The following is a 26372-nucleotide window of genomic DNA, read 5'->3' as shown; positions in this document are numbered from 1 at the left end:
CTCCCGATGTTTAACCGTGAATCGCTGAACTGATAATAAGCCCCATCGCAATGATAAAGGCCCCTACCACGATCGCCAGCGCTACATTTTTGTTATGCACAATTTCTTTCCAGGCATTCTCCGGGGTGATCCGGTCCACCAGCCAGAAAGCCACGACCAGGATAATCACGCCCAGCAACGAATACACAATAGAGGCGAGGATGTACTTAAACTGCAATACTTCCATAAAAGGATGTTATTTATGATGAAAACGATTAATACCGCCATGTGACCGGCTGTTACGGCTTTCGCCGGGCTGCCATTTGTCGGTGCTGGTACAGTTGCAGATCCGGTAACCATAGTGGTTACTCAGCAGCAGTGCCGCCAGGAATAAAGTAAACAGGCAGATAAGCAATTTATCTCTCTGCCAAAATCCCTTCATTGTATGGATGATGGTGTTCATTGGTAGCAATGTTAAAGATTACTTCCCGCCCATCGGCGGGCTTCGAATGACCGGCGGATGGCCCATATAATAACGGCGACGATCGTCATCAGCACAGACAGCAGTACGGCATTCCACCAGGAAGGCACATCCCACCAGGCCGTCAGCCCGATGTTCACCGGCCGCCGGTCGTCGCCCTTGCTGAAGGTGGTCACAAAATGGTAGCTGCCCTCCGGAACGCTGCATACAAACTCTTTCTGCATACGGGAACCCTCGCTCCAGGACTCTCCCTCGGATACGCCGCTGTAAAATTCAGCGCCCACCACAAAGGCCGTTTCTTTTCCGGTTTGTTCGTTGACCAGGTTCACTTCCACTTCGCACCAGCTGTTATCCACATCCGTTTCCAGCTGCACCTCCAGGTTGGACGTTTTCCCTTCCAGCTTAAAAGAAGGAGACACCACCGGTTTACTGACATTGGCGGTATCCAGATAGATACGGTCGCTGAATACCGGTACCTTTTTGCTGTTAAAGGAATAGACCGTCTGAATGATAAGGGCGAGGATACAGAATACCAGCGTACCTTTCAGGAAACGCTGCGCATCCACGTTAAAGCGTGCAGGCTGGGCCGGCGCCACGCCTACAGGCGCAGGCAGGTATCCTCCTTTAAGGAATGATTGGCTGATTTCTTCCCGTTGTATATAGGTGCCGAGGTAATAATCCTTTTGCTGCTGATAGTCGGCCTCCCTCTCTTCCGCCAGCAGTTGCGGCGGACGGATAAACTCTTCACAGTGCTTCGACTTCTGCAGGTTGTCCAGCCAGTGGAACTCCCCCTCGGCATAGCGGTAGTTGGCCTTATAAGCGCTGAAACGCTCAAAGAAGCGATCATTCACCGTAAGACCGGTCGCCCCGCCTTTACTGGCCGGCTGCGGCAGCTGATGGTCCGGTAAAGGCTCCAGGAAATTCCAGTGGCCGTCGTAGCTGGACAAGTAAGCGAGCTGGTGGTCATTGTCCCGCAGCAGGGTATATTCAAACCAGCTATAGGGTGTATTCACTTCATACCGCTCCGCTACGGCGATCACCGTATAGGCATGACCGTTTAGCGTGCCACGCTGCCATGTCTGCAACTTAGGCTTCCCCTTGGGCCGGTGTAACTTATACGCCGCAAAAAGGCCCCGCGGACCGGCTTCAATCACGGTATGGCACTTGCCGCACACGTACATTTGTGTCTTTTCCGCGTCAAACAGGTGATGGTGCCGCTGGCAGGCAGGACAATTAAAGGAAGAAGGAAAGTGGTCGCTCATGAATGTATAGGGATTCTATCTTCTGATACAATGGGATTCCTGACGGTCGGCCATAAAAAAGCGTTGCAATGCTTCCATGATAGCCGCGGTGATGGTATCATTGTTTCTTCTGAAATTGGACAGGAACACATCGCAGGTACACAAACCGTACTCCGGCCATGTATGCACGGAGATGTGGGATTCTGTCAGGCAGTGGACCGCCGTATAGCCGCCGGTGGGGAAGTCATGTACCGTATTACCTACCTCCGTAAGTTCGTGGCGTTTGATCTGGGCATCGATAAACGTGCGCCAATGGCTGCTCTCCAATAACAAATCAGTTCTTTGGGTATACAATGTCGCTAACAGGTGTAATCCTGGTTGGTATTCCATATAGGTCCGTAAAAAATTCCAGCCGGCAAAGTAATACTATAAATTGAAATATCCTCGGACTGGCAAACGGCCCGGGTGCCTACAAGATAAAAAAAGGGAACCTCTTACGGTTCCCTGCAACCGGTAAACCCGGTCGTGGTTATGGATGTTACGCTTACTGAACCATTATTCTACATACTCAAAACTGGGCGCTGCGTATAAACCATTGCCCATGGGCACGTTCATCAGTCCCTGTGCGAGGTATTTAAGCTCATACATCATCAGTACCGCATCCTTCAGTTTTTCCCGCTTGCCGTTGGTGGTAAGGTGCAGCATCTGCAACATATCGCAATAACGCTTGTTGAACTGGTACATCATGTCCCACTCCTCGGTACCTTTTTTAAAATCTTTCATTTTGATGTTCTCTTTAATATTATGCACCTGTGTCCAGTCTACCGGGAACTTCTCTCCTGTAGGACCGCTTTTGGGTGTATCCGTAGGTTTATAATACTGCTCTTTGTAGATCTCATTGAAACGGAAGTAGTGAGCGTATTCCACTTCTTCGCCGAAAAGCTTATGATTGCTGTCTTCAATGGTATCGTCTATCCCTTCTCCCTGTCCTACGATTTCGGAGATGGCTTCTTCAGCGGTAGCGAGGTCGTACACTTCTATCAGTCCGCCTCCGCCGCCGTAAAACTGCTCGGGCCTGATTTGCAGGGAACGGTCTCCGGTAAAAATGTTCCCTTTGGCGCTCAGTCTTTTTAAGCCATCGACAATTGCTTCATAAAACTGGCCGATGGAAGCGTAGCGGTCCGACTGCGGTGGCGCATCTCTCCCGCCGGGCTTTTCTATTTTCAGGAATGTTTCTATGGCCGGCCGGGAGAACTTCTCCAGGTTCACCTTAAACGCCTCGTTGCTGTGCGGCAGGTAGGTAGGATATTCCGGGATAAATTTCGGAGACGATATATCCGGTTTTCCGCCGATGGCGTTGAGGATGTTGCAGGCCAGTATCATGTGCAGCATCTCTTCCATGACCACGCCTTTGATGACCCGGGAAGAGGCGTCGTTGGTGCGGTCGCGTATGGAGTATAGAGCATACAGGTAAGGCGGTATGGTGGAGTGTTCCAGTTCTATCGCCACCTGAAGGTGCTCTCGCAGTCCTTCTATTGTAGTGATGCTGTTAAACTCTTTGAGGGAGGGTTCCCCGCTTCGTATCAACCGGTGACGTACGCCGGAAATAAGTGTATTGGCTTCCATAAGGATGATGAATTAAGATGAGTGATTATTTGAGTGCCTTTAAAATGTTTTCCGCTGCGGCAAATGACAACGCCGCCAGCGTAAGCGTGGGGTTGGAAGTACCCAGCGTGGCCATATTGCCGGCGCCTACCAGGTACAGGTTCTGGTGGTCCCAGGCTTGCTGCTGGCTGTTGACCACAGAATTCTGTTTGGTGGTGCCCATACAATGCGTGCCTACCACATGGCCGGCGCCGCGGAACACAAACCCATCAACATAGTCGGGCTCGTCAGACGGGTAGTTGGTGAAATCCTGTACGCCCATACCGGCAAATATCTGGTCAGACACGCTTTTGGCGGCTTTAAAGGCTTTTAACGAGTAGTCGTCCACGTCATATTTGATGACCGGGCGGTAGTTACCGATATTATCCCGGTATTTGTCATCGATGGTGACGCGGTTAGTCTTCAGGGGCAACTGCTCACATTCGAAATGCAGCAACAGCTGCCTGGAGAGCGTATCGCCGATGTAGGTGCGCAGCTCTTTGCCAAACAGGTTGAGCGTAGACACGGCGTGGTCCAGGTCCGTATCCGGCGAACCGGTGGGCCAGCCCCAGCCCCAGTTGTCAATCGGCGATATCCAGGCGGCGTGTTTTTTTCTGAAATCGCCGTCGCGGAAAGTGGGAATATTGGTCGTGGAGCCCGGCCCTCTGAAAGGGAACACTTTATCTTTCATGAGTCCCCAGGTGAGCAGCACGGTATGGTCCATGAGGTTGCATCCTACCTGGCCGCTGGTTTTACAGGCTCCTGACGCCAGCAGTATTTTAGCATTTTCAATGGCGTTGGCTGCCAGCACGTATATTTTCCCTTTGGCTGTACCGCTCTTATAATCCTTACTGTCAGCATGCGGATACTGCTTATAGGACACGCCGGTGATATTACCGTTGCCCGTGTCAATGTGTATCTCAGTGGCTACCGCCTGGCTGAGCAGCGTCAGGTGTTCCTTTTTGGCGCTTTTCAGCGTTTTCAGCGCGTTGTATTTCGCCTGCACGGGGCAGATAGGCACGCAGCTGGCGTTGCCTTCACAGCGCTGACCGGAGTAAGGGTCCCAGATGGCGCCTACCGGCACGTATTCATCGCTCTCTTTGGCGAAAGGCTGCAATTCGAGCTTTTGTTTGGCAGCATTCCATGCAGTATTCGCATAACGGTATTTTTTGTTGGGCGTGGAGTTTCTGCCTTGCGGCGTGCTGGTGCACCAGGGCGTATATACGTCGCCGTTGAGCGATACTTTCAGGCCTTCCATGCCTTCTATAAAAGATTTATCGATGTAGCTCTGGGGAATTTTGAGCATGGGAAACACGTAGTCTTTACCGAAGAAGTTATTTCCCATATTCGGATACTTTTGTTCGCTTACATCGCAGGACACGCCTATTTCCCGTTCCGCCATTTCGTAGTAGGGTTTCAGGTATTCATAGTCGATAGGCCAGTCTACAGCCTGTCCGTATTTACTGTGCATTTTAAAGTCGTTGGGCAGCATACGCAGGCAGGTGCCCAGCCAGTGCAGGGTTGTACCGCCAGCGGCGCGGGCATAGTCGCTGGCAAAGGGTAATTTGCCTTCCTGTACAAAATACCCTTTTGTATCAGGCTTGCCGTTGATCTGTGTCATGTCCAGCACGTTGGGCGATTGCGCGTCTTTCACATTGGGGTAGGGCGCATTGGGTACTTTGGCCTGCGCCATAAAATAGGATTTCATATAATCCTGGTAATTTTTATAGGCGCCTTCTTCATCGAAAGCCATGCCCGCTTCCAGCCCGGCATCCAGCAACAGTACCTGTTTACCGGCCTGTGTCAGCATTTTGGCCACAATAGAACCGGCGATGCCGGAACCTACGATGACTACATCATATTCTTTGTTTTCCATAGTTGTGGGGGTTTAATGAGATGTATCCGTTTATACCTGATCGTTATGATACCATTGGCGCAATGCTCCAGGAGCCGAAGCCCGGCTGTTTGGAGCCCTGCGGATGGCTGCCCATGGCATTCCATATCAGTCCCTGCTGATAAGCTTCCGGCGTTATAAAGTGGTTATCATTTCCTTTGATGCCTTTGCCGTATTTCGCTACCCAGTCAGGCGGCAGCTGAAGCCAGGAGCCCCAGTACCACAGCTGGATAATGTTACGGGTGATGGGCCCGTATTGCAGGCTTGCCAGCAGCTGTTGCCTGATGGCGCGGTCCAGCGCCGGTTCTTTGCCGCCGGTGTCCTTTAGTATGCGGTCCGTCAGGGCCAGGTATTCGTCCGTCATCGCGGAGCCGATGATGCGGTGAAGGGCGTCCAGGTATAGCTGCGCCATCCCGGTGGCTAACAGGGCGACCCTGGTATAGCCGGTAAGCGGTACTGAGATGGCAAGGAATGCATCCAGCCCGGCAGTTGTTTTCTCCATAGAGTGCTATTTAGAGGGTTGAAATTTTCAGGGAGCAGGTATTTCGCAGGCTACCGGGCATGACTATCCCAATGGCTGCCTGTCATCAGCACATGACGTTACAACAACAGTAATGCATCATTATGCATCCGTCCATTCATAAGGGACAATCCTGTGAAAACATGTATGGTCCATGTGTTTACCATGGCAACAGAAAAAAGGGCTTCCTTCCTTAAAGATCTTTGTAGACATTTTATAGTCGAGCATTTGAGGGATTTACCTGGAATTATCTGAGGGCTTTATTTGATAACTGTTACGGCTATACTTGTGGCTATTGAGTCCTGGTTAATGGTGATGTATCCGGAATAGTAGTCGGTGCTAAATATAGAATAATTTTTCAAAACAAAGAAATTGATACATTTATAAATTGTCAGGATGCAGAACAATATTAAAAAACACAAAGCCTGTGGCGCTGCACAGGCTTTTGGGATTTGTTGTTTACGGAAAACCGGGTTTATCGTTTCTCCAAAGGCACGCCAGGCGATGGCTCCGCGCTACGCTGGTCACGCGCTTGTCTGACTAATGTACAATTTCCACTTTGGCGGTCACCACTTCACGGTTATCATCTTCAATGTCATAAAATGTCAGGATATATAATCCTGCAGGCAGGTCTGCTCTCGATATTAAAGTACTGTTGCTGCTGATGATGCGGCTGTCCCGTTCCCTGCCGGCTGCATCGTGCATCACCATGCGCAGCTGATGATGGATGCCTACCAGGTCAATCCGGAAATTGCCGCTATTGGGATTGGGGGATATATTGACCTGGATCAGCCACGGCACAGGCTTAACGGCGCTGTAAGATATCTTTCCGTCGCGGCCGAATATTTTAACCCGGTAATAAGTCCAGTTGTCATACGGATTATCATCCCGGTAATGGTAATCCAGCGGCCCTGTACTGTTGCCATTCAGGCTGTGCGGCGCCATTCGTGCCACGGTATAAAAACTGTCTTCCCTCTCCCGCCGCCGCTGTAATTCGTAATGGTCCAGGTTCCGTTCTTTGGTGGAACGCCAATGGGTCCCTACCCATTGTACCGTTTCCCGGTAGGCCTCAAAGAACAGCGCCACTTCGGAAGTCATATTTTTAAAGGCGGCTACCGACAGGAAGGTGTTGGTTTCACCGCCATCAGCGATCGTACGGCTGTTCATGTAGGAGTTACGCCGTTGCGTCCCGCTGGTGATCCTTCCGGGGCGTTCCGTTCCTGAAGGCTTTACGGTGTCCCATCCGCCGCCACTGCGGTAGCGGGTGACATAACTGCTGTCGCGGTTAAAAGAGAAATCACGGCCTTCATCTGCCTCCTGGTGCTGGAGCACGACGGTAACATCTTTCAATGCCGTCTGGCCTTCTTTCAGGTGCCAGGTTTTCAACACAAAGCCGGAGGCGTCCATATTGCCGGAAAGCGCGTACCGGTATACGCTGTCAAACACCCTGGCCTGTATGGTCTTTGCGCTGCTGCCATCGTTTTTCAACGCCATGGGAGCGTAACCTCCGGCAGCGGTACCAATGGGGAACACCACCATATCATCTGCTGTGCTGATCATCTCCCGGAACAGGAAGCCTCCGCCCGGCGCTGAACCTGTTACAATGAAAGACTTGTCTGAATAACCGGTAATGTCGCCGGGACTGCCGTCTCCCACCACCAGGTTCCAGCCGTTCAGCTGCAGATGTCCTGTTTCGAAATGCAGCCGGCTACGCACTTTCAGATCGCTGAGATCATCCAGGTACACATCGCCCGCATTACCGATGCTAAGGTTGGGGAAGCTGGCGCCGGTGCCTGCACTGGCGCTGTATCCCCCATATATATGCTGTGCTCCGCTATTAATACCTTTTACCTGCAAAAAGCGAAAAACACCGCCCGCCTGTTGCAGGTGAATACTGTCATATTCATTTTCATCCGGCAAAGCTGCACCATTGGCGTTCTCCCACCTGCTACCATAGAAATTTACCACGCTTCCCTTCAAAGATCCAAACCGTCCTTCATTCCGCACATCGCTAAAGATAGCGACAGTATCTTTTCCATGCACGCTGACATCGCCGCCCTGCGGCACATATACGCCTGTCTGCGCAAAGCATACATTCGCCCCGATGATGAGCCAGGCAGCCATATGGATGATATGTTTATGCATCAGGGATTGATAATGGTTACATCAAAGGTGATATTGCCCAGTTTCTGAGCACCGGCGGTACCCGCGCCACTGTTGATAATATTGACAGTGATAGTGTTGGCCGCACTTATAAAAGCGTAAGCAATGGCCAGTCCCTGCGGGAGCGCGCTCCTCGGGTTTACAATAACAGAAGCGTTGAGGCTGGCGCCGGTAACACTGGCTGTTTTCGTCAAACTACTGGTATTGGTAATATTGGTGGTGTTGTCCGACAGCGAAAAACTGGATTTGATCATGCTGCTCATGACGGTACCGCTGGCGCCCAGCTTGAAATTACCACTCACATCCAGCTTGGCTGACGGAGTGGAAGTGGCAATCCCCACTTCGCCGCTGGCATCTATCCGCATCACTTCATTGGTAGTGGCAATTCCCCCGTTGATAAATATCACGTTCTTGTTGCTGCTGGCATTACCGATCACAAAGTTGTTGCCAGTGGAATACAGGTAGGCTGTATTGGTGGTACCAATGATGGTAGCATTGCTGTACCCGCCGGAGTTAATGCCCATGTCGATGAAATTATTGGCGCTGTTGCCGTTGTTGGCATAGGCCACAATATCCGTTCTGGCGTTTTGGCCGCCATGGATATTCGTGATACTGAACTGCAGGTTGTTATTGATGTTGCCCTGCCCGCGTATCAGGTTATTGGAGGTGGATGTTCCTCCGTCTACCAGCAGCCGTTCCGGATTGGTGGCGTTGAAGGCGGAAGAACCAATGCCTACGCTTCCGGTGGTATTGATGCGCATTCTCTCGGTATTATTGGTGATAAACGGCAGGTCAAAAGCGGTGGTGGTACCAAGGTTTTGCGCGGCGGTCACCACGTTGCCTCCCAGCAGCCAGGATCCTCCCGCTGCCCCTGAGACTGAAATGGTGCCGGTGACGTTGTCATAGACAATCCCATTACCGGCACTAAAAAGGGACCGGACCTTGAGAAAAAAGCCTGTTATATCTGTAGTGTCAACAGCGAAAAGCGCTTTTCTCCAGGCGCCGCTGCTGCGTACGCGGAGACTCTTATCTCCCTGGTAAAAAAGGATGGAACCATCCGGCGCGGTGGTCAGCGGCGCCACCGCCGTATCAGGTATCCTGGTCAGCAACAAACCCTGTGACTGGCTTTCCAGTTCAAGCACAGATGATTTATTGATCACCGCAGGATTCTTGCCCAGCTTTAGCTGCTGCGCAACGGAAGACAGCGGAAGCAGCAACAGGAATATGATCCAACGGCACAAATGACTTGTACTTCCCATAACAGCTAGTTGAATGATGAAAGGAGCAGGAAAAAAATCACTACTTCTTAATCACATACCAGTCTGTGCCATCTGTCTGCAGCGTCACAAACGTCCAGTCGTTGTAGATAATGTAGTTACCGGAACCATCTATCGTTCCTCCGCTGGTGGAGATAGTAACCTCTTTATCAATTCCGCCGTTGCCGATTTTCTTGATGGTATAAATACGGCCGGCAATAGCGCCGGGGCTGGGAAGCGTGATGGTCAGCGCGCCGCCGGTGGCGTCAGCCAGTATCGTATTGTCACCGGCTGTGACGGTATAGCTGCTGGTTACTTTGGTGAGATTGGTAGCCATAGAGCCGTTTACCTGGAAACTCGAATTCGCTTTTGTGCCTTCAGCTACGCCCACTGCCAGCGAATCCCTGAAGCTCTTGTAACCGGCGAAGGTCTGCCCGCTGAGCGTGTTCACTACACCTCTGACGGTGGTGGCGGCATCCGGAATATTAATTACGATCTGCGTGGCCGAACTGCTGTCGATGTTGACATCGTTGACCGCGCCGGGACTTTTACCTGTCACCAGTGCTTTGAAGGCATTACTGTTCAGCAGTTTTTCCACTACGGTGCCGTCTGTACGCCGGATCAGCACATTGTTGCTGTCTGTTGGCGACGCATTGCCAATATTGGTCAGCAGCAGATTACCGTCAATAGTGGCCTGCTGTGCCACACGCAGGTTGTTCTGGAAGGTCTTGTTTCCACCGAACGTCTGATCTGCTGTGGAGACGCCGCCGGGGTTGGTGGCATCGGCGGCATGGAGCGTAAGCGTCCCGTTGCTGACGCTGATACCGTTAGCATCCGGCGTAACGGCAAACAGCGTGTGTAATATCTGGAAGCGTGCGGAGGAATCAAACCGCAGCCAGTCAGCATAAGACAACAGCCCCCGTGAGGTAGCCCCGTTGCCTGCTTGTGTGGGGATGTTAAAAGTATGTACCCCACCGGCCGAATTAATCGTAAAATCTTTACCTGCAGCACTGTCAACGGCAAACGTCTGTGCGGTGTCTCTTAATCCGTTCAGGGAGGCGATCGCATTGTTGAAAGCCGCAGCTGCCATCGTGCGCTGCAATACCTGGCCGGTAGAAGGCTCTATGACCAGCACCTGCAGCTGGTTAGTACCTGCCGGAACGGTCCCCGCTCCCATAGTGATACTGCCACCTGCTGTAAAACGCATCCGTTCGGTATTTCCGGTTTTGAAAATCAACGGCTGCTGATCGGTGGTACCTAAAAAATTCTTCGCGGAATCCATCCCCGCATTGCCGGTGATGTTCCAGCTGTTGACACTGTCCGCCGACATCCGTTGCCACTGGCCGTATTTCCGGATGAAGAGGCTGGCAGAATCCGTCACATAGATAATCATACCGTCCGGAGCGGTATTAAGCGGTGCAGCGGTAAGATTGGCACCGGGTATCCGCGGCAGCAAAAGCCCCTGCCGGGTACTCTCCAACTCAAGAATGGAGGACTTGTTGATCTGGCTGGGATTGGCGCCAACTTTCAGCTGTGCGAACGAAGCCGACAATCCAAAAAAGAACAACATCACTGTAAAAATCCAACACTTCATAACTCACATTTTAAAGATGAATCGTAAAAGGATAAAGAGAACAGCCCAGGGAGCCGCAAGAAAGAATAAAGAGGATAATGTTATGACGCAGGGAGGGCAGTACACTACCGGTAGCAATACGCGCCCGTATGCCATCATAAGCGAAAAGAAAACCTGAAACAGGTGGAGAAAATGATACGATGAATTGGCGCATTCCGTCCAACTATCGTGTTGTTTTCAAAGAGGTCTGAGTATCCGGTTATTTTTAAATTTTAGCTTTTATAATTAATGCTGCCGGCATTTACTACATGGAGATGTTTGGATGTATGTGATACTGAGTTAAAGTTAAGACAGGTTTTCACTGCCTGCGAAAACTTTTTGCCAATAATAAAAAGTAAATAGGGAAAGTACCAATTTGCCGGTTTAACGTATACAACCCTCCGCCAACATCCGGAAAACGGCGTTCTTCCGGTCCGGCATTAACGCCTCAAACACGCCACAGCATTGATAATCACGCAATACCTGCATTAACAAAATAATAACCAAACGAATTGTTAACGGCAGCCGGCGATCTTTCCGGCCGGGTGACGGGAATGCCTGTCTGAAATAAAAAAACAGGAGGTTGCAAATTTAATGCAGTGACACTTTTTAACTTCATTTTAACGAGAGCCCTTATACATATCTGTAGCGAGCAAAATCGATAGCCTAAATCAATGATAGCAACCAAAATCTGTCAACCTGCTTCAGACTTGATGTAAAACCCAAACCCTCAAAACCTGACAAATGAAAATTACTATTAAGCAGGCCGCCGGCCTTACTTTGATGGTTGCCATTCTCTCCGGAGTGGTATACTCCTGTAAAAGAGATAACAACCAGGATCTGGTTCAGCAGGAACAAAAAACTGTTTCTGATGAAACAAAGAAACAGATTGCCAGTCTCGGTTACAACACCGATAATATTCGGAATGTCGAAGGTGGTTATGTAGTGGAAGGTGATATCTACCTGACGCACGAATCGCTGAATTACAAACCCAATTCTCCTGTATTACGCATTGCCAACGATGAGCAATATCGTACCAACTGCCTGATCACGCCGCTGCCTAAGACCATCACTGTTTCTATCAGCGGTCTGCCGTCCGGCTACGTTACAGCGACTGATGTCGCTATCGGCCGTTACAACGCACTGGGCCTGCGGCTTAAATTTACCCGCGTATCCAGTGGCGGCCAGATCCAGATCCAATATGCCAGCCTTGGCGCCGGCGTTCTGGGTCAATCCGCTGGTTTCCCTAATTGCTCTACCGGTAATCCGGCAAGCCCGATTAAACTGAACTCCGATGCAAACGCACTGGGTAGCAATCCTAACCAAAATTACCTGGCTACTGTTATTGCCCATGAAATCGGTCATGCTATCGGTTTCAGGCACACCGACTACTTCAACCGCGCTTACAGCTGCGGTTCCGGCGGTAACGAAGGTTCTGCCGGCGTAGGTGCCGTTCACATCCCGGGTACTCCCACCGGTGGAGATCCCAACAGCTGGATGCTGGCTTGCATCCCCAACGGTGTAAACCGTCCTTTCAATGCTAATGACATCATTGCATTGAGATACCTGTATCAATAACCACAACACCAGCAGGCATGATAGGGTAACTGTCATGTATACACGGCATTTTCATCAGTTACAATATATATAAAGGTTTCTCCGCGAAATCTAAGGGCCGGCGTATTGCCGGCCCTTAGCGTTTTAACGTGCAGATGAGAAAATAAAACCCGCCGCTGTTCGTCTACTAAAATAAACACCGGCAAAAACGATTAAAAGTATTAAATTTAAAATATGTAAACTTAACCCAACCACTACGTAATTAAAAATTTGTTCGAGTAATGCACACCGGAAGACGCTATACTCCGCTGGAGTTTTTCAAATGGTCCTCACGAGACACCCTCTGGCTGCTTTTAATCGCCGCTGTACCCACTGCCCTGTACGCTGCAGGTCTTCATTTCATCGCACTGCCATGGCAGCCCATTGCCATCCTGGGCACCGCGCTGGCGTTTGTCGTCGGGTTTAAAAACAATGCCAGCTACGGCCGGATATGGGAAGCGCGACAGATATACGGCGCCATCATCAACGACAGCCGCACCTTCGCCTATACGCTCCGCGACGCGCTGGGCGGTAAACAGTCGGCAACGGTAAAGCACCTGTTTAACCGCCACTTCGCCTGGCTGACAACCCTGCGGTTCCAGCTGAGGGAACCCCGCAGCTGGGAAAACATGCAGAAACGCAGCAACAGGGAGTTCCTTTCCGGCAGGTATGCCATCCCCGAATGGGAAGGCAAAGTAGCCGACGAACTGGCGAAATACCTGACGGCCGACGAACTGCAGTATATCCTGGCGAAAAAGAATAAAGCCACCCAGCTGATGGCCATGCAATCTGAAACCCTGGCGGCGCTCAGAAACGAAGGACGTATCAACGACTTTCAGTGGATGGAACTGCAAAACAGCATCATCCGCTTCACCGACGATCAGGGAAAAGCGGAACGCATCAAAAACTTCCCCTATCCGAGGAACTTCGCCTCTGTCACCAGTTACATCCTTTTTATTTTTATCGTTTTATTACCTTTCGGCCTGTTAAGAGAATACAGCAAAATGGGGGATGGCACCTTCCTGGAAGGTTATACGATCTGGCTGAATATCGTTTTCTCGGCCGTGGTAACCTGGGCGTTCCATGTACTGGACTCCGTCGGAGAAAGTGCCGTTAATCCTTTTGAAGGAAGCGCCAACGATATTCCCATCACCCAGATCAGCCGGACCATAGAAATTGACATGCGGGACATGCTGGATGAAACCCATCTCCCGGAACCTATCGCCCCCCGAAACAATATTGTGCTCTAACAATCGTCATCATAAAAGTAAATATGCTCGAACACTTTCCATTTTATCTGGCCATCATTGTCTTGATAGTGCTACTAATTATGCTGGGCAACCGGATCAAGGTCGCCTACCCGGTACTGCTGGTACTGGCCGGACTGGCCATCAGCTTCATTCCCGGCATCCCTGTTCTCAAAATAGATCCGGAACTCATTTTCATTATATTCCTTCCTCCCCTGCTGTATGAAGCTGCCTGGGCCAACTCCTGGAAGGAGCTCTGGCACTGGCGCAGGATCATCGGCAGCTTCGCCTTCGTGGTGGTTTTCCTTACGGCTATCTCGGTAGCGCTGGTGTCCAACGCCTTCATCCCCGGCTTTTCGATCGCGCTCGGCTTTCTGCTGGGCGGTATCGTTTCACCGCCGGACGCGGTGAGCGCCAGTGCCATCCTGAAGTTCGTGAAAGTGCCCAAGAGAATGTCTTCCATCCTGGAAGGGGAAAGCCTGCTCAACGACGCCTCTTCCCTGATCATCATGCGGTTCGCCATGGTGGCGGTGGGGACCGGTCAGTTTGTACTGCACGAGGCCGCCCTCACTTTCGTATGGATGGTGGCCGGCGGCGTAGCCATCGGGCTGCTCATCGGGCTGGTCTTCCTCAAAGCACATAAATGGCTTCCTACCGACGTCAACATGGATATCATCCTCACCCTTGTCACACCGTACGCGATGTACATCGGCGCAGAAGAAGCCCACGCCTCCGGCGTCCTCGCCGTAGTAAGCGGCGGGCTCTTCCTCTCCTACCACCGTCACCGCTTTTTAAGCGGCTCCTCCCGCCTGAGAGGAGAAAATGTATGGCAAAGTCTGGTGTTCGTGCTGAACGGACTGGTGTTTATCCTTATCGGCCTGGACCTCCCGGAGATCACCAGCGCCTTAAAAGCGGAAGGCATCAGCTTCTACCAGGCTACAGGATACGGACTGCTGATCACCGCCACACTAATCGTAGGCAGGATGCTGGCCGGTTACGGCGCCCTCATCTTCACCAAGATAGCCAGCCATTTTATCACCGTGGCCGATAAAAACCCCGGCGCCAAAGCTCCGTTGATCATGGGGTGGACCGGCATGCGCGGTGTGGTGTCCCTCGCGGCAGCACTGTCTATCCCGGTAGCATTCGACAACGGTGTTCTCTTCCCGCAACGCAATCTCATACTGTATATCACCTTTATCGTTATCCTGGTAACACTGGTACTGCAGGGCCTGACCCTGCCTGCCCTGATCAGGAAAGTAAACCTGCCGGATTTTAACGACCACCTGCCGGAAGAAGAAACAGAAGCCATGATCCGGGAAGAACTGGCTAAAACATCCCTGACCTACCTGGAACAACACCATCCGGCAGATATGGAACAGAACTTCCACCTCCGCAAGCTGGTCACCGTATGGCAAAAACAACTCGAGTCCGACGACAACGCTGTCGTCCCGGAAAATGTCAAATCGATCTATAAAAATATCCTGGAACAACAACGCACCTTCCTGTTGGCCAGGAATAAAGCAGAACAACGAATAGACGAAGAAATCATCAGAAAATTCCTCCATCACATCGATCTGGAGGAAGAAAAATTAAACATGGGATAATGAAGAAAAAATATGGGCTGTCGCCCAATGCAGTACGGACAACGTTTTTCAATACACTATCCAACTATAAAAACGGACAGTTCCAAAACCAAATCCTTACACCGGCATTGGTAGAAGGACAAAATATGCTGAAAGTGCTCTGGCACTTTTTCGGTAAACATACCGATACCACACCCACCGCTCCAATCCCGTTTGTCAACACAGACATCAGGGGCCTTCCTCCGGAAGAAAACGTGTTAATCTGGTTTGGGCACAGCTCCTACTTTATCCAGGTAGATGGCCGGAAGCTATTGATAGATCCGATTTTCAGTGGTAACGCCTCGCCGGTAAGAGGCTCGGTAAAAGCCTTCCCCGGCTCCAACCACTACCAGGTAGCTGATTTGCCGGACATCGATCTGTTGCTGATTTCACATGACCACTGGGACCACCTGGATTATGAAACCATACAACAGCTGCAGCCCAAAGTAAGCAAAGTGATATGCGGCCTGGGAGTAGCGCAGCATTTTGAATACTGGGGCTGGGATAAAAATAAGCTGACAGAAAAAAACTGGTATGAAAGCGTCAACCCAATGGAAGGCTTCCACATTACGCTCACACCGGCCAGGCATTTTTCTGGCAGGCTTTTTAGCCGCAACATCTCCCTGTGGACATCTTACGTGCTGCAAACGCCCACCAAAAAACTTTTCCTTGGTGGCGACAGCGGTTACGGTCCCCAATTCAAAGAAATCGGCGAACGCTTCGGCCCTTTCGATCTGGCGGTCCTGGAATGCGGACAATACAACGAGCGGTGGCCTTACATCCACTCCCTTCCGGATGAAGTAGTGAAAGAAGCCGGGGAACTGAAAGCCGCGAATTTTATGCCGGTACATCATTCCAAATTTAAACTGGCGCAGCATCCCTGGTACGAGCCGTTGCACCAGGTGACCCTGCTGGCGGAAGCTGCACATATACCCGTCACCACCCCGAAAATCGGGGAAAAAGTAGCACTCGACGATCTCGGGAAAACCTGGGAAAAATGGTGGGAGCCTTTATCACAAAAATAACAGCCGTCTGCAATGAAACTGAAAGTAATTATCACCGGCGCTACCGGGATGGTGGGAGAAGGCGTCATGCAGGAATGCATCGCCAATCCCAAAGTGGAAAAAATCCTGCTGATCAACCGCAAACCCACAGGCGTGACACATCCTAAGGTCACAGAGGTCCTCCACAGCAATTTCAGCGATATCTCCCCTGTGTTGGACCAGCTGAAAGGGTACGACGCCTGCTACTTCTGCCTGGGCGTTTCTTCTGTAGGGATGAAAGAACCCGCCTACTACGCGGTCACCTATACGCTGACGCTGAACTTCGCCGGCGCCCTCGCCGCCGTGAACCCGGGCATGACGTTCGTGTATGTTTCGGGAGCGGGTACTGACAGTACCGAAAAAGGTAAACTGATGTGGGCGCGGGTGAAAGGCAAAACCGAAAATGACCTGACAAAACTCCCGTTTAAAGCGGTCTACAATTTCCGGCCGGCGTTCATGAAAGCTACCAAAGGGGCGAAGAACACCCCGTCGCTCTATAAGGTATTCAGTGTACTGTATTTCCTCAGGAGTATTTTTCCCAACTATTTCCTTACGCTGACAGAAGTAGGCAAAGCTATGATCAACGTTACGATCAACGGCTACGCCAGGCCTACCATCGAAGTACAAGACATTGCCCTGCTTGCCAAAGAACAGGCAGACTAGGGGATCAGTTTCAGCGACTCCGCCATCCTGCAGGCTTCCATGGAATTGGCTACATGCAGTTTCTCCAGAATATTCTGCCGGTGGCGGTGTACGGTGTTAACGCTGATCGAGAGCTGCACCGCAATGTCTTTGCTCTTTTTTCCTTTTTTGATCAGCATCAGCACGTCTTTCTCCCTGGCGGTCAGGATATCGTCCACCTGGTATTCATCGTCCCCGATCACATCGCCTGTGCGGGTATTGACGATCGAACCATGGTAAGCCGCTGCCTTGCCTGCTTCAAACGACAGGTTATAGAGGCACAGCGCCAGCCAGATACTGCCGTCTTCTGTACTCTGCACATAAAACATCCGATGCTGTACCGGGATATAAACACCCTGGTTGTTCTGCATACGGAGATAACTCACCAGCTGATAGTCGGTCCTTTCCGATACCGGCAAGCTTTTTAGCAGGTGGAAAAAACGCAGCTCCAGCGCATATTTATTGATCAGGTCTTCCTCCTTTATTTTCCGGAGGATGTCCTCTTCCCAGATAGACCCGATTTCCCTCATGCCCGCCGGCCCTTCAATACCGAGCGTGGTAGCGGCGCCGCCGGTATAGATATAACTTTTATTGGCTTTCAGATCGCTTAAAACGCTGATGGAATTTTCCATCTGTGCATACACCTGTGCAATCATCTGCGACCGGGAAAGCGTCACCGAGGCCCGGCTGTCGCCGAATGGCTGCTGTAACAGGTAGTCATTCAGTGTGTCGAGGAGGTTCATGATAAGCAAATATGGTTATTTTTAACCATTGTCCCTTCATCTGCAGGGATTTACCTTTGCGAAGGTATTTATTTTATATGGTTAATTATATGAAGAAACTTATACTGAGCGTAGGAATGATGTCAGTGTTGCATACGCTTTTTGCACAGTCACTGGAGAAAATGCAGTGGTTTAACGAGCCGGCCAAATGGGAAATAAAACAAAACGCCCTGTCCATGTTTGTTACCCCCCAAACCGATTACTGGCGTATATCGCACTATGGTTTTACGGTAGATGACGCCCCTTTTTACTACGCTACCTATGGCGGGGAGTTTGAAGCGAAAGTTAAGCTCACCGGCGATTACAAGGCGCGGTTTGACCAGATGGGACTGATGATCAGGATTGACCAGGAACATTATATTAAAACCGGTGTGGAGTTTTACGACGGGAAGTTTAACGTCAGCACCGTGGTCACCAACCAAACCAGTGACTGGAGCGTGCTGCCACTGGATAAAACGCCGCCGTTTATCTGGATCAAAGCCGTAAGAAGGCTGGACGCGGTGGAGATCTATTACTCCTATGACGATAAGACCTACGTCATGACGCGCAACGCTCCGCTGAAAGACAACCACCTCGTTATGATCGGCCTGATGGCCGCATCGCCTGACGGGAAGGGGTTCCAGGCCAAGTTCGAAAACTTCACCGTCACCCATCTGCCGGACCAGCGGAGAATTAACTGGCTTCAAAAAAATGCAGAGAAATAACAGGTGTACTGCCTGAAAAAAAAGCAGCCGGTGATATACCACACCGGCTGCTTTTTGCTGACTATTATGCGGAAACCTATCTCGTACAATCAGCTCCCCATATCCTGTTATCCCTGGTAAACCCGATCACCAGTTTATCTTTGGTGATAGTAATAACACCTGTTCCGGAGGAGCCTATATTCACCATCGTGTTATCATCCTTTTTCTCAAATTCAACACCGGTAAGATCCGGGATGCCATCAGAAAACCTGAAATCATAACGGGTACCAACCTTGGTAACAAATACACTCCCATCATCCTTGGATGTATTGGTGGTGCCGTCCTTATAACTGATCTTTCCTTTAAAGGTTCCGGCAAACACGTCTACATCAGCGGGGTCAGTATCTTTGCTACAGGCGGCAAACAGGAACGCGACCATCATTAGTGCGCCAACAATTTTCAGCATTGACTTCATAACATCTGTTTTGGTTAACCGGTATTTTGCAATTGACATACCAAGTCATCCAACCAGAACACAACTAATTGTTTTTAAGGTAGTTGCACTTTAAAAAGTGGCTCTTTCCTGCCCGCAGGCACCGGGTTATCTGATCCCCAAAGTGGGTAGACAAATCCTACAATCGTTCCCGCAAATGCTCCGCAGCGGCCAATTACAGGAAAACACAATCCATTAAACATTATAACGTTGACCAATATTTGTTTTTATGTTGTTGTGGCTATGCCCGTCATCTCAAGCGGAGCAAGGTCCGGCGCCACAAATGCCTTTCTGGCCTTAACAGAGAAAAGCAATGCATGACTGTAAAACCGTAGTGGCAGTTTTTGGTCTGTATAACGCGAACGTATAAACGAATTACAGGCAGCTTCCATGGATTTGTCTTCCTGTATTTGTAAAAAACAGTCCGCCAGCCATATCCAGAAGCAGGTAATGGTTTCGTGGTATCCGCCCTGGTCGGTATTAGGTGTTCCTACGGCTTCGTTGTAGCGGCGTATATGCAGCCGTGCCTTTTCGAGGGCTGTTGTTTTACTGTAAAGCAGATTATAGGCAACCGCTACGATAAGATGCGCTTCGTGTGTCCACGCAGCCCTGGGCAGCGTACAGGATTCAAACTGATACAGTAATCCGGAAATTTCTTCTGCTGTTAGTGAAGTGTAAGTCATGCAGAAATATACATTATTATATTTTTACTTCTGAATTCTTTTCTAAGCTATCGATCACGGTAACAAATAATTATCGCCATCTCCCTGTATATCTGCAACGGATATACGAAAACTATTTACAACAGTCTCTGTTTTCAGCGAATTTTCCGCTACGATTTCATACGTAAAACCGCGGCCGCCCAGACCTAACCAACCTCAGGTAAATAAAAAATCCGTTACCGTTGATCCGGCGAAGTAATATCCGGACAACATAACATCCATGGCTATGGATTCATTCCCGGAGGCAATACAGTTGTGATTTACGGACTGTGCTCCCGGAGGGTAAATAACTACATTACCAATGCAACAGTCATTGAACAATATCCTTAGGTGCCTTACGGGCCGGTAATTTACCGATTCTGATGGGAATGAAACCACAATTGAAAATGCAGCAATACAATGTGCCATGTTATCAGGTGTGCCATGTTATCGGGTACGTTGCGCATACATACAGCACCATCGGTTTTCGAATATTAACCGTAAACAAACTGCAACAATAACGCAGTAACCGTTTACTAACGCCACGCGGCGGGCCATCAGGATAAGATGGCGGGATATCCCCGGAACGGGACCCGCTGAGAAATATAAAGGGGCTCTCTTGCGAAAGCCCCTCCTGCTAAATCAATAATGTCTGGAGTTTATCACACCCATTCATTAACATGTTTTGCGTTACCCATGCTAATTTCACGGGCAGAGATGGTGAAAGTGATGACCATCGGGTTTTTGTTTTCGTAGTCGAAAGACTCTTCAAACTTCACCAGATAGCCTTCTTTAAATTCCAACGTTTTCAGTTTGGAATCGGTGTCTCTTTTGTAGAAAGTGATGGTGCCGTCTTTTCTTTCGAAATTGTTTACCATCCATTCAAAGAGCTCTGTTTTACCAGTAGACTCTACGGTCATTCTGATGCGTCCACCGCGAGTGATCGCTGAAGGGCGGCCTGTAGCATCTGTTTCCTGGCTGAGGTCGTAGGAGACATGTTGAACATTGTAGTTCTCTCCATTTACTGTAAAGACTGATTTGAAGGACATGTTGGGTTAATTTTTAAGGTTACAATAAAGAAAAATACCTATTAAAAAGGAAAAAGTATGAGCTTCAAATATAACCCCTTTTTTTGTTTCAGTCAATAATCCTAACTACTTTTTTTCCACGTTAACAAAAAAATTTTATGACCACAACAATATACCGGAATCGTTAGTGCGTACGGCTATTAAGCAACATCATCTGGCGGCAGTTATCAAGGTCCCTGCTTTTGCTTTCAAGTTTGCTGGTGAGGTCCAGCACCTGTTCTTTCAGCCCTGCGATATTCTGCTGTGCATTCTGTAATTCACGCAGCTGTTGTTTGGTTTGCTGCAATGAAAGGCAGGCCTGCACGATGTTATCATACAATGCATAATGTGTTACCACATCTTTTGGAATGGAATTCCGCATTTCCGCCAGTGAACCGGCGATGACCTGGTCCATGTAATTGGCGTTCTGGTTAGGGAGATTAATGGAGTCGAGGTTGTGTTTCACCTTGTCCAGCTTTTGCAGGAACTCCGCCTGAAACGCCTGTTCCTGGCGGAAAGCGGTCAACTCCTTGCGCAGAGACGCATTCTCCCTTGAAGGCACCTGGTAATTAAAGAAAATGGCCAATACGAACAATGCCACGGTGACCACAAAAAATAACAGGAACCATAGGAAGGAAGCTGTTCTCTCCTGCTTGTTTAATACTTGCATACGAATCTGAGCTTTAAGCTGTTACTGATTTTTAGATAAATTCAATACCGCAGATAGTTGCCGGCTTTGGCCATGGGCGCAGCTTCGGGCGAAACCCCATCACTACCCTGTTATGGGAAAAACGCCTAAAGCTGTCTGCCAAAAGCCTGCAACTAATATGATCAATCTGTAAAGAACCAACGTTTGGTTTTATGTTTACGCAGGTATTCTGAATCTTCCGCAGATTCTTCCTTCACAAAAATATTGCTGTCCTGTTTGCGGCCGATGTAATCCAGCCTGCTGAGGCTTTCGAAGAGCTTATTTACCGCACGTACAAACGGGATCATGGGTTGCAGGCATTCCCGCACGTCCAGATGTTTGTAACGGATGTTGGCGCAATTCACCATCAGGTTTTCCAGTTCGCCCTGCCGCAGTTCACACCATTCGGAAAGATAGTTGAGCAATTCTTCTTTACCGGCGCCGGCGCGCTGGTCAATGGCGTTTTTCATGGTGCGGGCCAGTCCTGCGATCACTTCCAGCATCTGTGCCGGCGGCTGGTTAAGCGCCAGCCAGCGGAACTGTGTGATGCGCGTACCGAGGAACTGCACCATTTTCTCCGTGATGTATAATACGACCAGCGCCAGATCATTATTCTGGTTACGGCCATAGATCTTCTGCACAATGTGTACGCCATACAATTCCATCTGCCCGAGGAACTGGTCCAGTTCGTGATACAGGTCCACCAGGGCCGGATGCGCACTCGCGATGCTGCAGGGCGGGATATAATCATCATCCATCTGCGGCCGTCCGTCCGCTACCGTTATCTTGGCCAGTACGGCCTGATAACTGCCCAACTGTCCCTGTGGCAGCTGGGAAGCCGGCAATACGTACAGGCTGTATTCAGGCGTGGCGTAAGGCAACCGCGGCGGATCTTCTTCCAGCAACGGCTCTCCGCTCGGCTGACGGTTAAACGGGTTTACCTGTATCAATACATAATAAGTGCTTTCTGTATGTTCCGGGTCCCAGGTGTAGGTCGCTTCCGGGAAGGTGGTGGCATAACGCAGTGAATGCACCGTATGTTCCGGTATCTCTATGCGGGCGCCGCCGGGCGTCACTGCCCTGCATTCCGTCAGTTTGATACGCCACAGGTGCTGATTGTCGGTCACAAACCAGCAACGCAGCGATTCCTTATGTTCCGCTTTGGGAGGCAACAAACCATAGTTCAGCGCGTTCACACTACAGGCAAGGGCATCTCTGATCTGGTCCAGCATGGCATTTTCCGTATCGATAAAATGCTGCTTCTTTATCTTCATCCCGTCGACCCAGTTGACGGGAAAGTGTTTTAATGGCTCTGCCATAATAATACGTTTAGGATAACATAATTCTGTTACAAATGATCACGCTGTTCTCTTTGATCCCATTCATAAACACTGCCTTTGCAGGGTCCAGTGTCTTGGCAGCGCCAAACCACCTCGGCTTCAGGTGGAACACCCAACCATAGGCCTGACCGTTATCGTCCACAAAATCAATCGGCGTATTTGGATAGCGGTCGTTGTAGTCATTGATAAAGTGATAAAAAAGGTCGCCCAGGTCCATTTTAATAGGCGTACGGGCCCTGAAATAGGTGCGGTTACGGTCACCCCTGCCCTTCTCCATTTCCAGCCCTATAACGATCAGGTCGCGCATATCCTCGTCACTCACATCCGGCACTTCCTTGTACATAGGATACTGCCACCATTTGTGCACCTTCACCGGGATAGCCATCATCCGCTCAAATGTCTTGTATACAAAAGTGGGCAATACAAATGAAAACATACTTGTGAGCATCGGGTAATAAAGGAAGGCGTCCTTGTCGAGAAAACGGTTTACCAGTACAAATCCGACACCGCCAAACAACCAGATCGCGACGATAAAGGCCAGCTCGGACCCCAGCGTGGTTTCATTGGCCCAGAAGCGGGTATACATAAAGTGACAGTGTAGTATCCCCAGGCCTAAAAACCATACCTGGTAAAAAAGATACTGGTCCATCAGGTTTTTGTGGGTAAACAGGAAAGGGATGGAACTAATCACGGCAAATACCAGCGTCATACATGCTAAATACCACAGTGCCTTCTTTTTAAAAAGACTGAAATTTTTAATGTATCTGCTGAGCAAAGCCACTATGATTGATCCTACGGCCATAACGCCGGCCAACATCAAATAGAATTTAGCGGTGTATCTCATAGCTCTTCCGGTATGTCAGGTTTTTCTTTTTTTGGGTTTTTAACATAACAGCGTTTTTACGCGTTAACAATGTTAACAAAAATAATTCCACATCAGCATAAAAAAGTGGCTACAGGAAAAAATTATATCCCATAAGCCCGTCTTCCACCTGCTGGTCGGACAGTGTCTTCTTCTTGTCGGCCGGATCAGGCACCAGTACCGTATTAATATCCATGTCAGCCGGGAAAAGATAACCGTAACAGGTTTCCAGCAGCTTCCCGTATGCCTGCCATGGCAAGTAGTCATATATGCGCTGGCGTTGCAGCGGCCCGATCGTCACCGTGGCGCGGGGCATGTCTGTATAAAATACCTGCCCCACCATGCTGTCTACCCCCAGCCGCCATTCGCCCAACGGCACACTGGCCTCTGTTCGTACAGCCTGCGGCGTATGGTCCACTTCAATTTCCACCTCCTGCTCCAGCACCAGCTGCAGACAAAGCCGGATCATGCGGTAATTGCCGGCAATACGATGCATATATGGCAGCAGTTTCACCAGCCTGTTGGCCGCCGCTCCCGGCAGCCCCGCGGGCAGGTCCCAGAACTGGCTGAACAACTGATCGGCATCTTTACCAAACACATCAAACAATAAATGTTTCTCCCGCTGCTCTAAAAATACCCGCTGCAGAAAAAACTCATTCTCCAATGGCTGAAAAAAACGCCGGGCCTGCAATTCCTCCTGCTGCTGCCGCTTGTAACGGGCAACCATATCCGCAGTGCCCCGCACTTTCCGCTGCTCCGAAAACTCGTGGAACAACCCCTCCGGCAACCGGTCATATATGCCGTCCCGTGACAGTGATAACAATACATAGGGCTGATATGGCTGGCTGTCATCCAGTTTTACATGTAGAATATCCTTATTAAATGACCGGGTAAACACATTCTGCAACTGCACCACCACTTCTTCCCTGCGTACCTGGTTGTCCAGCAACTCGCCCACCACCACTTCCGCCCTTACATCATAAGGGAATTCCGCAACGTGTGTTATAACATCTTCCAGGACGGCAGCCTTCTGGGCGTTGTTTACCATGAGGTGATGATTTTTAGGTTTTTCGGGTCTTTCGTTGTTAGCATAACTATCTAATCTCAACTGTTCTATGGTTTTTTCCGGGCTAACGATCTGCCCCAAAAATAATATATTGCGTTTATATGTGACTCAAATTCTGAAAAAAGAAAAAACGCCCCTGACACATAGGCAAGTTATCCAAAAAAACAGTAAAATTGTAAAATCTGAAATTGTAAAAACCTGAAAAATCAATGGCCCCCCGTAAACCCGAAAATGAACACAAGGTAAATTCGTTCAGACCCTTTGGTAAAATTGCCAGTCATGTTGACCCCATGGTACTGTGGACCTTCTTTGGCTTATTCCTGATCAGCGCCGTACTGCTTGCATTCCAGCTGGACACCCGGGAAGACTGCACTACCACCGATATCGTTCTCAGTAACAAACAACATACTTCCGGCAAGGCCTACACGGTGGGCCAGGTCATCACCTTCAACGCCGAAAGCAGCGATAAAAAAAGGACGGACTACGCCTGGGAATTCGGTGACTCCTCTGCCCGCCAGACCGGCGCACAGGTTTACCATTCCTTCAACAAACCCGGCAGCTATATGGTCACCCTCGTATCCGGCAAATGCGCCTGGAACAAGGAGATCATCATCATCGCCGCACCCGCTGCGCCTGCCGAAGCCCGCCCCGACATCTTCCCCGTCATCGACGGCCCCGGTGAAGTATTTGCCGGCAGACCCGTTACCTTCACCAACAAAACACCCGGCGCCCACACCTGGACATGGCGGCTCTTACAGGATAACGCGGAACCGCATTCAGGCGCTGCCGTTACCTACACCTTCTCCTCACCGGGCGAAAGGACCCTGTCCCTGATCGTCAATGGCGACACCGCCCACATGGTGATGAAACGCATCACGGTATTCCCGGCAAGACCACAGGCTGCAGACCCGGCGCCAGACCCGGGATTCGCCCCGCCGCCACCGCCGCCGCCAGCCCCGGAACCGGAAAAACCCAAAGGCCCCACCGCTCCCGCCGTGGCCGATGACGAATTCCTGTTCATGCTGTCGCAGGTGACCACCAAACAAAAAAGCGCCGCCGATTTCTCCAGGTACCTGTGCGACAACCTGTCGGCACGCGTACTGCTCAACGATAAGGAAACAGACAACTTTGCCCACTTCTGCTCACGCATATACGGCAAAAAGAAATTCAAAATAGAAAAAGTAAACCTGATCAAAGACGCCAACGGCTGCGTGAAAGAAATCAGGATCATGTACGACCGGAAAAAAGTACTGGGTATTTTTTAAACGATTCCCATGAAAGGAAAATATTATAAGCTGCCCATGGACTTCTCCCAGCTGCTGCAAAAAAAAGACATACCGGCTGTCAACCTGGAAGAATCCGTGGCGCAACATATTCACCTGCTGATCACTACCGTACTGGGGGAAAATAAAGACGACCCCCAGTATGGCTGTCAGTGGTGGGACAGTGATTTTGATATCAAAGCCTCCAACAACGAGGTAAAGGAACAAGTGGAATCCGCCGTTAAAACGGCCGTCACACGCTATGAAAAAAGACTGGCACAGATCCGCGTGGTAGCGGCCGTCAATCAGGAAGAGCTGATGCTGGCGCCGGCCCGCAAAATGAAAAAAAAGATAAGGGTCACCGTTAGCGGCACACTGGCCAAAAACAATAACCCCTTCCAGTACACCAGTTATTTCTATATCAGCCCGTTGTCCTACGATTAATTTGG

The 26372-nt window shown here is 50.1% G+C and carries 26 protein-coding genes; 8 read left to right on the top strand and 18 right to left on the bottom strand.

Annotation, left to right across the window (positions count from 1 at the left end; genetic code table 11):
* Window positions 1-10: 10 nt before the first annotated feature.
* The 10 genes from HF324_RS08350 to HF324_RS08305 form a co-directional block, all read right to left on the bottom strand.
* The gene (locus tag HF324_RS08350; RefSeq protein ID WP_168811324.1) at window positions 11-226 is read right to left on the bottom strand and encodes a DUF350 domain-containing protein; all 216 of its coding nucleotides are present in this window, start codon (window positions 224-226) and stop codon (window positions 11-13) included.
* Window positions 227-235: 9 nt separating this feature from the next.
* Window positions 236-442, bottom strand: a complete 207-nt coding sequence (locus HF324_RS08345) for a hypothetical protein (protein ID WP_168811322.1) — start codon at window positions 440-442, stop codon at window positions 236-238.
* An 11-nt stretch (window positions 443-453) separates the two neighbouring features.
* Window positions 454-1722: a DUF4178 domain-containing protein gene (locus tag HF324_RS08340; protein WP_168862271.1), complete on the bottom strand. Its 1269-nt coding sequence runs from the start codon at window positions 1720-1722 to the stop codon at window positions 454-456.
* A 15-nt stretch (window positions 1723-1737) separates the two neighbouring features.
* Window positions 1738-2091, bottom strand: coding sequence for an S-adenosylmethionine decarboxylase family protein (locus tag HF324_RS08335; protein ID WP_168811318.1), 354 nt, complete (start codon window positions 2089-2091; stop codon window positions 1738-1740).
* Window positions 2092-2256: 165 nt separating this feature from the next.
* The gene (locus tag HF324_RS08330; RefSeq protein ID WP_168811316.1) at window positions 2257-3327 is read right to left on the bottom strand and encodes a ferritin-like domain-containing protein; all 1071 of its coding nucleotides are present in this window, start codon (window positions 3325-3327) and stop codon (window positions 2257-2259) included.
* A 25-nt stretch (window positions 3328-3352) separates the two neighbouring features.
* Complete coding sequence (locus tag HF324_RS08325; RefSeq protein ID WP_168862270.1) at window positions 3353-5221, bottom strand: GMC family oxidoreductase; 1869 nt, start codon at window positions 5219-5221, stop codon at window positions 3353-3355.
* A gap of 43 nt (window positions 5222-5264) precedes the next feature.
* On the bottom strand, window positions 5265-5741 hold the full coding sequence (locus tag HF324_RS08320) for a hypothetical protein (RefSeq protein WP_168811314.1): 477 nt from the start codon (window positions 5739-5741) through the stop codon (window positions 5265-5267).
* A gap of 558 nt (window positions 5742-6299) precedes the next feature.
* Window positions 6300-7904, bottom strand: a complete 1605-nt coding sequence (locus HF324_RS08315; protein WP_168862269.1) for a T9SS type A sorting domain-containing protein — start codon at window positions 7902-7904, stop codon at window positions 6300-6302.
* Entirely contained in the window at window positions 7904-9181 is a 1278-nt protein-coding gene (locus HF324_RS08310) for an autotransporter outer membrane beta-barrel domain-containing protein (RefSeq protein WP_168811310.1), read from the bottom strand. Before HF324_RS08310 ends, HF324_RS08315 begins: the two co-directional genes overlap by 1 nt.
* Window positions 9182-9221: 40 nt before the next feature.
* The gene (locus tag HF324_RS08305) at window positions 9222-10772 is read right to left on the bottom strand and encodes a phage tail-like protein (RefSeq protein WP_168811308.1); all 1551 of its coding nucleotides are present in this window, start codon (window positions 10770-10772) and stop codon (window positions 9222-9224) included.
* A gap of 762 nt (window positions 10773-11534) precedes the next feature.
* Between HF324_RS08305 and HF324_RS08300 the strand changes: the two genes are divergently transcribed.
* The 5 genes from HF324_RS08300 (at window position 11535) to HF324_RS08280 (ending at window position 16961) form a co-directional block, all read left to right on the top strand.
* A complete protein-coding gene (locus tag HF324_RS08300) occupies window positions 11535-12368 on the top strand; it encodes a M57 family metalloprotease (RefSeq protein WP_168811306.1) in 834 nt (277 codons plus the stop codon).
* A 260-nt stretch (window positions 12369-12628) separates the two neighbouring features.
* A complete protein-coding gene (locus HF324_RS08295; protein WP_168811304.1) occupies window positions 12629-13636 on the top strand; it encodes a bestrophin family protein in 1008 nt (335 codons plus the stop codon).
* A 23-nt stretch (window positions 13637-13659) separates the two neighbouring features.
* The gene (locus tag HF324_RS08290) at window positions 13660-15237 is read left to right on the top strand and encodes a Na+/H+ antiporter (protein WP_168862268.1); all 1578 of its coding nucleotides are present in this window, start codon (window positions 13660-13662) and stop codon (window positions 15235-15237) included.
* Entirely contained in the window at window positions 15237-16280 is a 1044-nt protein-coding gene (locus tag HF324_RS08285) for an MBL fold metallo-hydrolase (RefSeq protein WP_168811300.1), read from the top strand. The genes HF324_RS08290 and HF324_RS08285 overlap by 1 nt, the downstream gene beginning before the upstream one ends.
* 12 nt (window positions 16281-16292) lie before the next feature.
* Window positions 16293-16961 carry an NAD-dependent epimerase/dehydratase family protein gene (locus HF324_RS08280; protein ID WP_168811298.1) on the top strand — a complete coding sequence of 223 codons (669 nt, stop codon included), beginning with the start codon at window positions 16293-16295 and terminating at the stop codon, window positions 16959-16961.
* Here HF324_RS08280 and HF324_RS08275 read toward each other — a convergent pair.
* The gene (locus HF324_RS08275; protein WP_168862267.1) at window positions 16958-17722 is read right to left on the bottom strand and encodes a response regulator transcription factor; all 765 of its coding nucleotides are present in this window, start codon (window positions 17720-17722) and stop codon (window positions 16958-16960) included. The two genes, HF324_RS08280 and HF324_RS08275, sit on opposite strands and share 4 nt — an antisense overlap.
* Window positions 17723-17811: 89 nt before the next feature.
* Between HF324_RS08275 and HF324_RS08270 the strand changes: the two genes are divergently transcribed.
* Complete coding sequence (locus HF324_RS08270; RefSeq protein WP_168862266.1) at window positions 17812-18465, top strand: DUF1349 domain-containing protein; 654 nt, start codon at window positions 17812-17814, stop codon at window positions 18463-18465.
* A 76-nt stretch (window positions 18466-18541) separates the two neighbouring features.
* Here HF324_RS08270 and HF324_RS08265 read toward each other — a convergent pair whose 3' ends face one another.
* From HF324_RS08265 to HF324_RS08235, 7 genes are all read right to left on the bottom strand, one after another.
* The gene (locus HF324_RS08265) at window positions 18542-18919 is read right to left on the bottom strand and encodes a hypothetical protein (protein ID WP_168811292.1); all 378 of its coding nucleotides are present in this window, start codon (window positions 18917-18919) and stop codon (window positions 18542-18544) included.
* Between the two features lie 245 nt (window positions 18920-19164).
* Window positions 19165-19620, bottom strand: a complete 456-nt coding sequence (locus tag HF324_RS08260; RefSeq protein ID WP_168862265.1) for a hypothetical protein — start codon at window positions 19618-19620, stop codon at window positions 19165-19167.
* A 680-nt stretch (window positions 19621-20300) separates the two neighbouring features.
* On the bottom strand, window positions 20301-20687 hold the full coding sequence (gene tssD, locus HF324_RS08255; RefSeq protein WP_168811288.1) for a type VI secretion system tube protein TssD: 387 nt from the start codon (window positions 20685-20687) through the stop codon (window positions 20301-20303).
* Between the two features lie 163 nt (window positions 20688-20850).
* Window positions 20851-21375: a type VI secretion system TssO gene (gene tssO, locus HF324_RS08250; protein ID WP_168811286.1), complete on the bottom strand. Its 525-nt coding sequence runs from the start codon at window positions 21373-21375 to the stop codon at window positions 20851-20853.
* A 161-nt stretch (window positions 21376-21536) separates the two neighbouring features.
* Window positions 21537-22712 carry a hypothetical protein gene (locus tag HF324_RS08245; RefSeq protein ID WP_168811284.1) on the bottom strand — a complete coding sequence of 392 codons (1176 nt, stop codon included), beginning with the start codon at window positions 22710-22712 and terminating at the stop codon, window positions 21537-21539.
* Between the two features lie 10 nt (window positions 22713-22722).
* Window positions 22723-23535, bottom strand: a complete 813-nt coding sequence (locus HF324_RS08240; RefSeq protein ID WP_246269677.1) for a TssN family type VI secretion system protein — start codon at window positions 23533-23535, stop codon at window positions 22723-22725.
* Window positions 23536-23686: 151 nt separating this feature from the next.
* Window positions 23687-24643 carry a hypothetical protein gene (locus HF324_RS08235; protein WP_168811280.1) on the bottom strand — a complete coding sequence of 319 codons (957 nt, stop codon included), beginning with the start codon at window positions 24641-24643 and terminating at the stop codon, window positions 23687-23689.
* 227 nt (window positions 24644-24870) lie between these two features.
* On the opposite strand from HF324_RS08235, the gene HF324_RS08230 reads away from it, so the two are divergent.
* Complete coding sequence (locus HF324_RS08230; RefSeq protein ID WP_168811278.1) at window positions 24871-25926, top strand: PKD domain-containing protein; 1056 nt, start codon at window positions 24871-24873, stop codon at window positions 25924-25926.
* Window positions 25927-25935: 9 nt separating this feature from the next.
* The gene (locus HF324_RS08225) at window positions 25936-26367 is read left to right on the top strand and encodes a GPW/gp25 family protein (RefSeq protein WP_168811276.1); all 432 of its coding nucleotides are present in this window, start codon (window positions 25936-25938) and stop codon (window positions 26365-26367) included.
* Window positions 26368-26372 lie beyond the last annotated feature (5 nt).

Origin of the sequence: Chitinophaga oryzae (assembly GCF_012516375.2) — a bacterium.
Lineage (GTDB): Bacteria > Bacteroidota > Bacteroidia > Chitinophagales > Chitinophagaceae > Chitinophaga > Chitinophaga oryzae.
This window is presented reverse-complemented; position numbering and strand designations above follow the sequence as displayed.